The sequence below is a fragment of the Kitasatospora sp. NPDC023385 genome (assembly GCF_055664045.1).
Genome location: NZ_JBVOOL010000026.1, coordinates 71347 through 83654, shown reverse-complemented (window position 1 = coordinate 83654; position 12308 = coordinate 71347). Strand labels below are relative to the sequence as shown.

At 73.0% G+C, this 12308-nt stretch carries 13 protein-coding genes; 5 read left to right on the top strand and 8 right to left on the bottom strand.

Going from position 1 to position 12308, the window contains the following annotated elements; all coding sequences use genetic code 11:
* On the top strand, positions 1 to 337 hold a 337-nt coding region (locus AC0B61_RS30255), incomplete at its 5' end, for a hypothetical protein (protein WP_471744576.1).
* Positions 338 to 471: 134 nt separating this feature from the next.
* Here the strand turns inward: AC0B61_RS30255 and AC0B61_RS30250 are convergent.
* Positions 472 to 1476, bottom strand: a complete 1005-nt coding sequence (locus AC0B61_RS30250) for a stage II sporulation protein M (RefSeq protein ID WP_471744574.1) — start codon at positions 1474 to 1476, stop codon at positions 472 to 474.
* A 290-nt stretch (positions 1477 to 1766) separates the two neighbouring features.
* Here AC0B61_RS30250 and AC0B61_RS30245 point away from each other — a divergent pair, with 290 nt between their 5' ends.
* Complete coding sequence (locus AC0B61_RS30245; RefSeq protein WP_471744573.1) at positions 1767 to 2762, top strand: RDD family protein; 996 nt, start codon at positions 1767 to 1769, stop codon at positions 2760 to 2762.
* Between the two features lie 32 nt (positions 2763 to 2794).
* On the opposite strand, the gene AC0B61_RS30240 is transcribed toward AC0B61_RS30245, so the two are convergent.
* Complete coding sequence (locus AC0B61_RS30240; protein ID WP_471744571.1) at positions 2795 to 3430, bottom strand: hypothetical protein; 636 nt, start codon at positions 3428 to 3430, stop codon at positions 2795 to 2797.
* 117 nt (positions 3431 to 3547) lie between these two features.
* Between AC0B61_RS30240 and AC0B61_RS30235 the strand changes: the two genes are divergently transcribed.
* Positions 3548 to 4060 carry a SigE family RNA polymerase sigma factor gene (locus AC0B61_RS30235; RefSeq protein ID WP_471744569.1) on the top strand — a complete coding sequence of 171 codons (513 nt, stop codon included), beginning with the start codon at positions 3548 to 3550 and terminating at the stop codon, positions 4058 to 4060.
* A complete protein-coding gene (locus AC0B61_RS30230) occupies positions 4057 to 5139 on the top strand; it encodes a hypothetical protein (protein ID WP_471744568.1) in 1083 nt (360 codons plus the stop codon). Before AC0B61_RS30235 ends, AC0B61_RS30230 begins: the two co-directional genes overlap by 4 nt.
* Before the next feature lie 89 nt (positions 5140 to 5228).
* On the opposite strand, the gene ahcY is transcribed toward AC0B61_RS30230, so the two are convergent.
* The 6 genes from ahcY to AC0B61_RS30200 form a co-directional block, all read right to left on the bottom strand.
* Positions 5229 to 6677, bottom strand: coding sequence for an adenosylhomocysteinase (ahcY, locus tag AC0B61_RS30225; RefSeq protein ID WP_471744566.1), 1449 nt, complete (start codon positions 6675 to 6677; stop codon positions 5229 to 5231).
* 336 nt (positions 6678 to 7013) lie between these two features.
* Positions 7014 to 7991: a cation diffusion facilitator family transporter gene (locus tag AC0B61_RS30220; protein ID WP_471744565.1), complete on the bottom strand. Its 978-nt coding sequence runs from the start codon at positions 7989 to 7991 to the stop codon at positions 7014 to 7016.
* 89 nt (positions 7992 to 8080) lie between these two features.
* Positions 8081 to 9325, bottom strand: coding sequence for an SIS domain-containing protein (locus AC0B61_RS30215; protein WP_471744563.1), 1245 nt, complete (start codon positions 9323 to 9325; stop codon positions 8081 to 8083).
* 109 nt (positions 9326 to 9434) lie between these two features.
* Positions 9435 to 9617, bottom strand: coding sequence for a Trm112 family protein (locus AC0B61_RS30210; RefSeq protein ID WP_471744561.1), 183 nt, complete (start codon positions 9615 to 9617; stop codon positions 9435 to 9437).
* A gap of 157 nt (positions 9618 to 9774) precedes the next feature.
* Positions 9775 to 11160 (bottom strand): phosphomannomutase/phosphoglucomutase, encoded by a 1386-nt coding sequence (locus tag AC0B61_RS30205; RefSeq protein WP_471744559.1) that lies wholly within the window; start codon positions 11158 to 11160, stop codon positions 9775 to 9777.
* Between the two features lie 128 nt (positions 11161 to 11288).
* Positions 11289 to 11654 (bottom strand): DUF3499 domain-containing protein, encoded by a 366-nt coding sequence (locus AC0B61_RS30200; RefSeq protein ID WP_471744557.1) that lies wholly within the window; start codon positions 11652 to 11654, stop codon positions 11289 to 11291.
* 164 nt (positions 11655 to 11818) lie between these two features.
* Between AC0B61_RS30200 and AC0B61_RS30195 the strand changes: the two genes are divergently transcribed.
* Positions 11819 to 12271 (top strand): metallopeptidase family protein, encoded by a 453-nt coding sequence (locus AC0B61_RS30195; protein WP_359910079.1) that lies wholly within the window; start codon positions 11819 to 11821, stop codon positions 12269 to 12271.
* Positions 12272 to 12308: the final 37 nt, after the last annotated feature.

Here is a 12308-nt window from a genome sequence, read left to right as displayed (position 1 = left end):
AGGAATCTCCAACCCCGATCAGACGATCGAGGCCGGGGATGTCAACATATCTGGCGTTGACTTTTGGCACGCTGTTGAGTTCTCAAGGAACGGACACTTCCTTCGGACCGCCTTCCAGCGGAACCTCCGGGCTTCGTTCTTTCGTGTTTCCAGCTTACCAGATCCATTCGACCGTTCTTACCGGCTTCGTTTTTCTGGGTTCCCGCTGGCGGGATTTCCTGCGAACTTCGTTCCGAAGCTTATCAAAGCTTTCGGAGTGTTCCGTCCGTGGGATTTGCTTCGTCGGAGGGCGCGCATTTCGTTGAAACGCGCTCGCCTCGATTCGGCGGTGTCGTAGACACTAGCGCCTGGGCTCGACCGTTGTCCAGTCGCTCCCAACCGTTCAAACCTACTAGTCCGCCCCCACCACGTCAATGGTTTGGCCGGGTTGAGAGAAGAGTAGCAGGTCAGAGGTCTGTTGATCACATCGGCTCAGGCCGCGACCGGCTGCAGGTCCGCCCGATCGGCCGCGTCCACATCACCGAACTCTCCGCCTTCCGCCGCCCTGCGGCCCCACACCAGGGCGTAGAGCAGGAAGGCCAGCTCGACGAGCACGCCGATGGCGATCCGGGCCCAGGTCGGCAGGCCGGAAGGCGTCACGAAGGCTTCGAGGACACCGGAGACGGCCAGCACCGTCGTGAGCCCGATCGACATTCCGATGATCGAGCGGCCCTGTTCCGCCAGTGCCACCGCGCGGGTGCGCGGCCCCGGGTCGATGACGGTCCAGCCGAGGCGCAGGCCGAGGCCGCCGGCCACGAAGACGGCGGTGAGCTCCAGCAGGCCGTGCGGAATGAGCAGGCCGAGGAAGACGTCGAGGCGCCCGGCGGAGGCCATCAGCCCGACGCCTATGCCGAGGTTCACCACGTTGGTCCACATCACGTAGAGCACCGGGATGCCCAGCGCGATCCCGTACAGGAGGCACTGCACGGCGATCCACGCGTTGTTCGTCCAGACCTGTGCGGCGAAGGAGCCGGCCGGCCGGTCCGAGTAGTACGCCTCGTACTGTCCGCCGGGGCGGGTCAGCTCCCGCAGGCGGTCGGGGGCGACCAGGCTGTTGCGGACTTCGGGGTGGGTGGCCATCCACCACGCGAGCAGCGCGGTGGCGAGCAGCGAGACGACCGCGACCGGCACCCACCAGCGGCGCGCACGGTAGAGCGCGGCCGGGAAGCTCACCGTGTAGTAGCGGGCGACGTCCTGCCAGCCGTTGGTCCGGGCGCCGGTCACCGTGCTGCGGGAGCGCGAGACCAGGCCGGTCAGCCGGCTGAGCAACGCCGGGTCCGGCGCTGCGGCCTGGACCTTGGCGAGGTGGCCGGTGGCGCGCTGGTAGAGGGTGACGAGCTCGTCGGCCTCCTCACCGGTGAGTCGGCGCCTGCGGGCGAGGGCGTCCAGCCGGGCCCACTCCCCCTGGTGGGTGGCGACGAAGACGTCCAGGTCCATTCGGCGGCTCCATGATCAGCGAGGTCGGCGCGGACGTGCGTGCGCGGGTGGGTACGGGCGGACAGGCGCCGCCCAGCATGCCAGCAGCGGCCGAAGCCCCGGCCGCCGGGGATCTCACTTCCCGTGTGCCCACCGGGAGTCGTATGTTTGCGGCTGCGGATCAGACTGGCGAGAGCGGGTCCTGGGGGCCGATCCGGACCGGATCCCTCCCCCGGCGCTGCCGCCCTCGGCGGCCCCGGATCTCCATGGACGAGCCGTACGGGCTCCAAGAGCGTGAACGGACAGGTGTCTTGAGCGACCTGGTGACGGGTGAGGCGGTCGTCCTCGGCCTGCAGACGGCGAAGCTTCCGAGCCGGGCACTGGCGATCGTGCTCGACCTGCTCGTGGAGTTCGCGGCATTCCTGGTGTTCACGCTGCTGCTCAGCGTCGCCCTGATCGGGCTCGACGGCGCGGCGCTGGCCGCCACCATGATCGGCCTGATGGTGTTCTTCCTGGTCGCCGTTCCGGTGATGGTGGAGACCCTCAGCCACGGGCGCTCGCTCGGCAAGGCCGCGCTCGGCCTGCGGGTGGTGCGCACCGACGGCGGGCCGGTGCGGTTCCGGCACTCGTTGGTGCGCGGGCTGGTCGGCTTCTTCGAACTGATCGCGCTGTCCGGCTCCCCGGCCGTGATCACCTCGGCGGTGAACACCGAGGGCAAGCGGCTGGGCGACATCTTCGCCGGGACGGTGGTGGTGCGCGAGCGCACGCCGGGCGGCTCCGCCTCCCCGCTGCCGCCGGTGCACCCGCACCTGCTGCAGGCGATGGGCCGCGAGCTGGTCGCGATGGACCTGTCCGCCGTACCGGAGCCGCTCTGGCTCGCCGTTCGCCAACTGCTCGGCCGCATCGGCCAGTTGGACCCTTCGGTGATGAACCGGATGACCGACCGGCTGGCCGGGGACCTGTCCGCCCGGATCGGCCACCCGATGTCTCCGGGGCTGCACCCGGCGGCGTACCTGGGCGCGGTGCTGACCGAGCGGCAGCGGCGGGAGTGGGTTCGGGTCCAGGAGCAGCTGTGGGTGGCCGGGCCGATACCCGGGCAGGTGCCCTCGCCCCGCCCGGCCTTCGGCATGGCCCCCGGTCCCGTCCCCACCGTGCCCACCGTGCCCACCGCACCCACCGTCCCCGTGCAGTCCGCCCCCGCGCCGGCAGCCCCGGTCGCGCCGGCGGCTCCGGTCGCACCGACCGCCCCGCCGGCCCCGTCCCTCGACAAGCCCGCCGCCGGCACCGGCTTCGCCCCGCCCTCCTGAAGCCGGCGAAGCCGCCGCGCCCCGTCGGCCCGCTACTCCTCGGCCCCCACCCGCCAGGCGTTCGGCGGCGACTCCAGTTCCTCCAGCTCGATCCCGCCCGCCGCCAGCACCACGTCCCCCGCCAGGTGCACCACCTGCTGCTCCCCCGTCTCCAGGTCCGCGACCTGGTACCGCTCGACGAGCAGCGGCCCCGAGTCCGTCTCGTGCGTGTCGGCGCCTTCCAGCAGCCACCCCTGGTCGAGGGTGCGCGGCGCCAGCACCGGCTCGGTGAACGCCACCAGGCGCACCCGCGCGCTCGCGCCTTCCCGCAGGCGCAGCAGCCGGGCGGTGGCGACCAGGAACCCCGGCGAGCGGCCGGTGAAGGCGTGCGCCCGGTCGTGCCCCTCCGCCGCGTGCTCGCCGCCCGGATCCGTCGCGTCGGTCCGGACCCAGGCCACCCCGTCCACCGCCCCGCCGCGCACCTGCCAGCCCCCGGCCCGCAGTTCCATCCGCAGCGGCCGGGCCCGCGAGTCCAGCGTGAGGTCGACGCTGCCGATGACCCGGCCGTCCGGCGCGTAGGTCTTGGAGACGTACCGCCACCCGGCCGGCCCGGGCGCGCAGCTGAAGCGCTCCTCGCCGAGCAGGACGTGGTCATGGGTGTCGTGGAGCGAGTACCGGCCGTTGGGCATGCCCGAAAGCCTACGTGGGCGGTCTCCGCGCCGACATGCAACGTTCGGGCCGGTCACCCGCATTAGGGGGGTGGACGGCGCGGCAGCGCGTCGACGCCACGACGAGAGGGGGTGCGGATGGCGAAGCAGACACGCGACGCGGAGTTCACGGAGTACGTGGCCTCCCGGAGCGGCTGGCTGCGGAAGGTCGCCTATCTGCTGTGCGGGGACTGGCACCGGGCCGACGACCTGGTCCAGGAGGCCACCACCAAGCTGTACGTGAACTGGGCCAGGGCCGGGCGGGTGGAGAACCTGGACGGCTACGCACGCCGGGTGCTGGTCAACACCTTCCTGGGCGAGCAGCGCACCGCGTGGTGGCGCCGCACGGTCCGGACCGACAGCGAACCGGACATCGCCGCCGTGGGGCTCGACCTGGACACCGCACTCGACCTCCGCCGGGCCCTGGCCGCCCTGCCGCCCCGTCAACGGGCCACGGTCGTCCTGCGGTACTACTGCGACCTGTCGATCGATCAGGCCGCCGAAGCCATGGACTGTTCACCGGGCAACGTGAAGAGCCAGAGCTCCCGCGCGCTGGAGACCCTGCGCAGAACCCTCGTTCCCCACCACTCCGTCGCAGAGAGGACGTCATGACCATCGGACCGGACGAGCTGACCGACCGCCTGACAGCCCTGGCCGACGAACCGGCCCCGCCGCCCGCCTTCGACACCGGCCGGTCCATGGCCGAGGGCGCGGCCCGGCTGCGCCGCCGCAGGCTGGCCGTGATCGGCACCGTCGCAGCCGCGACGGTCGCGGTGGTGGCCGGCACCGCCCTCCTGCTCCCGCGCAGCGATACCGCCGCACCCGTGCTGCCGGCCGCGCCCGCAGTGCCCACCACTGTGTCCCCGACGATCACGCCGTCCCCGACCGCCACACCCGACCGGGCCGGAGCCGACCCGCTGGCCCCCGAGGTCCGGTTCGGGTGGCTGCCGGAGTGGGCCGGCGGCGAGAACGGCGTCGGATACCAGACCGGGTTCCACGGCATCGAGTTGCAGGCGAGCGGCCGGGGCACGAACGCCCCGCGCCTGCAGCTCTCGCAGTTCCCGGCCGGATCCCAGCCTCCGGTGACCGGGCCGCCCGGCAGCAAGGTCCGCACGGAGGAGGCCGAGCCGGTCGACGGACGGACCGCCTACTGGGTGGTCTCCGATTCGCCCCCGTACGACCAGCCCACCCTGCGGTGGCTGACACCCTCGGGCCGCTGGGCGGAGCTCTCGGGCTCCGGCGGCCGGCCTGCGGACATCGCGCGGGAGGTCCTGCACAAGGTTGCCGCCGGCGTGCGGTACGGCATGTGGGACGTCCCGCTGCCGGTGCGGTTCACCGGACTGCCCGAGGCGTTCGAGGCCACCAACGTCCAGCTGGCGCGTCCGGGCTCGGACGGCAAGGGCGCCTGGAGCATGTGGCTGATGCTCGAGGCCGAGGGCAAGAACGTGTGGTTCACCGTGAAGCCGGTCACCCCGGGGTCGCAGACCGCGCCGACCGGAAAGGACGGGGCGCCGAACACCGGCCCGACCCCTCCCGTGTGCTCCACCGACAGCGGAGTGCAGGTGTGCGTCGGGGCCGGGGCCGACCTGCCGCCCTCGTTGGAGAGGCTCGGCGGCCTGGCCTGGATGCTCGCCCACACCAAGGCTCTCGGCCTGGACGCGAGCACCTGGGCGACCGACGTCATGCGCTGAGAGCAGCCGGACACGCCGGTGGCCGGCACCCCGCTCGGGGTACCGGCCACCGGCGTTCGTACGCACCGCCTCGGCGGCGGCTCACCGCATCAGTAGCGGTACTGCTCCGCCTTGTACGGGCCCTCGACCGGAACGCCGATGTAGTCGGCCTGCTCCTGGGTCAGGGTGGTCAGCTTCACGCCCAGCGCGTCGAGGTGCAGGCGGGCGACCTTCTCGTCCAGGTGCTTGGGCAGCACGTAGACGCCGATCGGGTACTGCTCGGTCTTCGTGAACAGCTCGATCTGCGCGATCGTCTGGTTCGCGAAGGAGTTGGACATCACGAAGGACGGGTGGCCGGTCGCGTTGCCCAGGTTCAGCAGGCGGCCCTCGGACAGCATGATGATGGTGTGGCCGTCCGCGAAGCGCCACTCGTGGACCTGCGGCTTGACCTCGGTCTTCACGATGCCGGGCAGCTTCGCCAGGCCCGCGATGTCGATCTCGTTGTCGAAGTGGCCGATGTTGCCGACGATCGCCTGGTGCTTCATCTTCTCCATGTGCGAGGCAAGGATGATGTCCTTGTTGCCCGTGGTGGTGATGAAGATGTCCGCGATCGAGACGACGTCCTCCAGGGTGGTGACCTGGTAGCCGTCCATCGCCGCCTGCAGGGCGCAGATCGGGTCGATCTCGGTGATGATCACGCGGGCGCCCTGGCCGCGCAGCGACTCGGCGCAGCCCTTGCCCACGTCGCCGTAGCCGGCGACGACGGCGACCTTGCCGCCGATCAGGACGTCGGTGGCGCGGTTGATGCCGTCGATCAGCGAGTGGCGGCAGCCGTACTTGTTGTCGAACTTCGACTTGGTGACGGCGTCGTTGACGTTGATCGCCGGGAACAGCAGGTTGCCGTCACGGTGCATCTCGTACAGGCGGTGGACACCGGTGGTGGTCTCCTCGGTCACGCCCTTGATGGTGGCGGCGACCTCGGTCCACTTGTTCGGGGCGTCCTTGAGGGTGCGGTTGAGCAGCTCCAGGATGATCCGGAACTCGTCGTTGTCCGCGGTGGACGGGTCCGGCGCGGCACCGGCCTTCTCGAACTCGACGCCCTTGTGGATCAGCAGGGTGGCGTCGCCGCCGTCGTCCAGGATCATGTTCGGGGTCTTGCCGTCAGGCCAGGTCAGGGCCTGCTCGGTGCACCACCAGTACTCGTCCAGGGTCTCGCCCTTCCAGGCGAAGACCGGCACGCCCTGCGGGTTCTCCGGGGTGCCCTCCGGGCCGACGGCGATGGCGGCGGCCGCGTGGTCCTGGGTGGAGAAGATGTTGCAGGAGCACCAGCGGACCTCGGCGCCGAGCGCCGTCAGGGTCTCGATCAGGACGGCGGTCTGGACCGTCATGTGCAGCGAGCCGGTGATGCGGGCGCCGGCCAGCGGCTGCGCCTCGGCGAACTCGGCGCGGATCGCCATCAGACCGGGCATCTCGTGCTCGGCCAGCTGGATCTCCTTGCGGCCGAACGGCGCCAGGGAAAGGTCGGCGACCTTGAAGTCACCGGTGATGTCGGTCGACATGCGTCTGCTCCTCGCTGATGGGGGTGGGGCCAAAGGTCCGGGCGTGCGTCGCGGGTGGCCGGCCGTACGGGTGCACGGCCGCGCCTGGGCCGCCGGATCCCGCGGTTGGCGGACCGGTGCCCTGCTGCGCAGCACAAACCGTCGGAGGACCTCTCTCCCTCGACCGGCGCACACCCTGCGGATGCGGACCGCCGATCGACCGCCATCAGCAGCGACGTTCTGGCTCTGGTGACGAATCTACACCGATGGCCCCGTCAGCCGTCCGGCGATGACCGATTTCGAGTCCCGACCCCACCCGTGCTCGAGCCCGGCCCGAGCCGGGCCGCGGGGCCGCCGTCAGTGCGCGGCGTCGGGGCCCGGGCCGCCCGGGGTGGCGGCCGGGTCCTCGCCCGCCGCGGCCTTCTCGGCGCTGTAGACGTCGGGCTCCAGGTAGATGGCCCGGGCGATCGGGACGACGGCCCGGACCCGCTCCTCCGCGGCGTCGATCGCCTCCGCGACCCGGGCCGCGCTGTCCTCCGCGTTGACCGCGATCTTCGCGGCGACCAGCAGTTCCTCGGGGCCCAGGTGCAGGGTCCGCATGTGGATCACCCCGGTGACCGACCGGCCGTCCACCAGTGCCTCGCGGATCCGCCGCACCGACTCCCGGTCGGCGGACTCGCCGAGCAGCAGCGACTTGGTCTCCAGGGCGAGCACCACGGCGATCACCACCAGCAGGACGCCGATGCACAGGGTGCCGATGCCGTCCCAGACGCCGTCCCCGGTGATCACCGTGAGCGAGACGCCGAACAGCGCGAGCACCAGGCCGATCAGCGCGCCGGCGTCCTCCAGCAGGACCACCGGCAGCTCCGGCGCCTTGGCGGTGCGGATGAACTGCACCCAGTTCTGGGCGCCCTTGACCTTCGCGGACTCGCGCATCGCGGTGAGGAAGGACCAGCCCTCCATCGCGAGGGCGAAGACCAGCACGCCGACCGCCCAGCCCCAGGAGTCCAGTGCCTCCGGGTGGTTGACCTTGTGCCAGCCCTCGTAGACCGCGAACAGGCCACCGACGGTGAACAGCACGATGGCCACCAGGAAGCCGTACACGTAGCGCTCGCGGCCGTACCCGAACGGGTGCTCCTCGTCCGCCGCCCGGCGCGCCCGCTTGCCGCCGACCAGCAGCAGCACCTGGTTGCCGGAGTCGGCCACCGAGTGCACGCCCTCGGCGAGCATCGAGGAGGATCCGGTGAAGCCGAAGGCGGTGAACTTGGCCACCGCGATCGCCAGATTCGCGGACAGCGCCGCCACCAGTGCCTTGGTGCCGCCTTCGGTACTCATGCCAGCAGATCCTCACGGAGTCGGTCGGGGTCGTCGAGCGCTTACCGTACCGGCCGGCCTGTCCGGCCTGCCCGGCCCGACCGACCGCGTCAGGACTGCGCCGCGGCGAGCCCCAGGTAGACGGCGGCGAAGTCGGTCAGTGCGACCAGGTCGGCCAGCGCGTGCAGCGCGTCCGGCCGGGCGCTCGCGTACTCGGTCAGCCGGACGTCGTGCGCGACGGCCAGCCGGTGCGCCCGGGACACGCCGAAGCTGCGCGGGCCGGCGTCCTCCTCCGGCACCTCGGCCGGGCCGTCCTGCCCGTCCGGCGATCCGGCCGGGCCGGGGACGTGCCGCAGCAGCAGGACCTGCAGGTGCAGCGGGTCCGGCTCGTCGACCCGGTCGCGGAAGAAGTCGTCCGGGTCCGCGCCCGCCCCCAACTGCCCGGTGAACATGCCGCGGTGGGCGGTGAGCACCTGCGGCAGCTCCCCGGCCAGCGCCGGCCGCCCGGCCCGGTCGGCCAGCTGGGCGGCGAAGCGGGCGGCGGCCGCCCCGGCGATCGGGCCCTCGCCCCACAGCAGCGGAACCGTCCCGGCCAGCCGCGCGGCCAGGCCCTTCCCCGGGTTGGTGTACGCGGCGGCGTCCGGTCGGCAGCGCACGGCGGTCTCGTCCAGCAGGTCGGCGACGCCCGGCAGCGCGTCGTACGGCAGCTGGGTGAGGCCGATCTTCTGGGCCAGCGCCAGCAGCGGAGTGAGGTGGGCCCAGAGCGCGGCCGGGTCCTCGGCGGGCAGGTCCGGCTCGGCGGCCGCGGGGGGCGGGGCGTCGTCGGGCAGCGCCGAGGGCACGTACGGCAGCGGCAGCGCCCGGACCTGCAGCGCGGCCGCGGCGAGCGCACTGCCCGCCGGGGCGGTGACGACGAGCGCGCAGCCGCGCGCGTAGGCCTGTTCGGCGAGGCTGACCAGGCCCTGTTCGCCGCCGTCGGCGGAGCTGATCACCAGCAGGTCGAGGGGGCCGACCCAGCCGGGCAGCTGCCAGCCGAGCCCGGCGGTGAACGCGGGCGGGGCACCGGCCCGGTCGGCGCGCGGGGCGGCCGCCTCGCTCGGCGGCAGCGGGACGACCAGGCTGGCGGTGCCGGCCAGCGCGGCCAGCATGTCGGCCGCGGTCAGCGCGCTGCCGTGCCCGGCGACCAGGACGGCGCGCGGACGGCCGTCCGGGCGCAGCCGGTCGAGCCCGGCCGTGTCGGCCTGCCGCAGCGCGGTGCGGACCCGGGCGCCGGCACCGGCCAGGGCCAGCAGGGCGCGGTCCTGGTCGGCGCGCTGGAGGGCGGCCGGGTCGTCGAGCAGGGTGTCGTCGAGCATGCGGCGGGCCTCCGGCTGCTGTCCTGGGGCGGCTGGCGGGATGGGGCGGCTGGCGGAGCGGGGCGCCGGCGGGGTCGAACGGCCGGCGGGTGGGGCTTCGCCCCAAGGATCAGGCCGGGCGGCGGGCCTCGTCCACCAGGAGGACCGGAATGCCGTCGCGGACCGGGTACGCGAGACCGCAGCCCGCGCCGGTGCAGACCAGCTCGGGCTGCTCCTCGGAGCCGCCCTCGGTGAGCGCGGCCCGGCACTGCGGGCAGACCAGGATCTCCAGCAGGAAGGATTCGAGCTTCATGGGGCTCTCCCAAAGTTCGGTGGTGGCACGGAGGTGCCCCGGCCGATAGGCAACCCTACCGGCCGGGGCACCGGGCACTTCGGTCAGGCGCGTCCGCCCGGACGCGCTCCGCCCGGGCCCGTTCGGGCTCGGACGCGGACGGCTCGGCCCGTTCGACTCAGGCGCGGACGATGGCGAGCACGCCGTCGCGCACCTCGGCCATCTTCGCCGCGTCCTTGGCCTCGACGTTGAGGCGCAGCAGCGGCTCGGTGTTGGAGGCGCGCAGGTTGAACCACCAGTCCGGGCCGGCCACGGTCAGGCCGTCCAGCTCGTCGACGGTGGTGCCCTCCAGGCCGGCGTAGGCGGCGCGGACGGCCGCGGTGCTGGCGGCCTGGTCGGCGACGGTGCTGTTGATCTCGCCGGAGGCGGCGTAGCGGTCGTACTCGGCGGTGAGCGCGGACAGCGTGCCCGGCTGCCCGCCGAGCGCGGCCAGCACGTGCAGCGCGGCCAGCATGCCGGTGTCGGCGCGCCAGAAGTCGCGGAAGTAGTAGTGGGCGGAGTGCTCGCCGCCGAAGACGGCGTCGGTGACGGCCATCTCCTGCTTGATGAAGGAGTGGCCGACCCGGGTGCGCACCGGCTTGGCGCCGAGTTCGCGGACCACCTCGGGGACGGTCCAGGAGGTGATCAGGTTGTGGATGACCGTCGGCTCGGCCTCGCCGGCGGCCTGGGCCCGGGCGATCTCGCGGGCGGCGACCAGGGCGGTGATCGCGGACGGGGAGACCGGCTCGCCGCGCTCGTCCACGACGAAGCAGCGGTCGGCGTCGCCGTCGAAGGCCAGGCCCACGTCGGCGCCGACCTCGCGCACCTTGGCCTGCAGGTCGACCAGGTTCTTCGGGTCGAGCGGGTTGGCCTCGTGGTTCGGGAAGGTCCCGTCCAGCTCGAAGTACATCGGGACGAGCTCGACCGGCAGGCCGTCGAAGACGGTCGGCACGGTGTGGCCGCCCATGCCGTTGCCGGCGTCCACCGCGACCTTGAGCGGGCGGATCGCGGTGAGGTCGACCAGGCCCAGCAGGTGGTCGGCGTAGCCGCGCAGGGTCTCCTGGGCGGAGAGCGCGCCGGGCGTCACGTCCTTCGCCGGGACGGTGACGGTGCCGTCCTCCGCGCTCCAGGACTCCACCAGCTCGCGGATGTCGGCCAGGCCGGTGTCCTGGCCGACCGGGGCGGCGCCGGCCCGGCACAGCTTGATGCCGTTGTACTGGGCCGGGTTGTGGCTGGCGGTGAACATCGCGCCGGGCAGGTCGAGCTTGCCGCTGGCGTAGTAGAGCTGGTCGGTCGAGCAGAGCCCGATCTGCACCACGTCGGCGCCGTAGGCCGCGGCGCCCTCGGCGAAGGCGAGGGTCAGCGACGGGGAGGAGGGGCGCATGTCGTGGCCGACGACGATCGCGGTCGCGCCGGTGACCTGCACGAACGCGGCGCCGAAGGCCCGGGACAGGCTCTCGTCCCACTGGTCCGGGACGACGCCCCGGACGTCGTACGCCTTCACGAGCTGCTTGAGGTCGCGCACTGCGGCTCCACCCTGGTCTCTGTACTGGTCACGATACGTCGGAGCCACCGCCCGTCCGGTCGACGGGTGGGTGGCGGTAGACGGGCAGCGTACCTGGGCCGGACGAACGGCCCGTGCCGGGTGCGGCGTCAGTTGTCGGGGGAGCGCAGGACCCGCAGGTGGCCGCGGCGGCCGCCCTCGGTGGACTCGCCCTCGGGCGCGCGGCCCTGACGGGGGGTCTGCGGGCGGGCGGCTTCGCGCACGGCGTTGGCGAGCGCCTCCAGGTCGTCGCTGCTGCGGCGCAGCGGCCCGGCCTCGGCGGCGAGCCGGACGACCTCCCAGCCGCGGGGGGCGGTGAGCCGCTCGGCGTGCTGGGCGCACAGGTCGTAGCAGTGCGGCTCGGCGTAGGTGGCGAGCGGGCCCAGGACGGCGGTGGAGTCGGCGTAGACGTACGTCAGCGTCGCGACGGCCGGCCGGCCGCACGCGGTCCGCGAACAACGACGTACAGAGCTCACGAGGGTGGACGGTACAGCACTCCCCGCCGGGGAGCGAAGACCGCCTGCCCGGAGGGTGTGCCGTGTCGGCTTCCGGGCGCCGGGGGCGCGTCCCGGCCGCCCCGGGCGATTCCCCGCCGGACTGGTCCACTTCCGACCGTCCAAGGACTACTCTCGGCAGTGATATGGACAGCTCCGCACCGCAGTCATCGACAGGCCCCGCGCGCCGCCCCCGGCACCGCGACCGGCACGGCAGGGGGCTGCGCGGACCGCTGGCGCCGCCGCAGGTGCCGATCTCGCTCACCCGCTCCGAACTGTTCGACGACTACGTGCGCGAGTCGGTGGAGCGGCTGGAGCGGCGGTGGCCGCAGCTGATCGAGGTGGAGTTCGCCGTCCAGGAGGTGCCGCTGCACGAGCCGGACGGCGCCGACGCGGAGGACGGCGTGCCGCTGGGGCGGGTGTCGCCGGGCAAGCAGGGGCACAAGAGCCAGATCGTGGTGTACCGGCGGCCGGTGGAGATCCGGGCGAAGACCCGGGAGGACCGGGCGGCGCTGGTGCACGAGATCCTGATCGAGCAGGTCGCCGAGTTGCTGGGGCTCTCGCCGGACGCGATCGACCCGCGCTACGACGAGGACTGAGACCAGGACCGCCAGAGCGCGGTCGGTCGATCGGGGG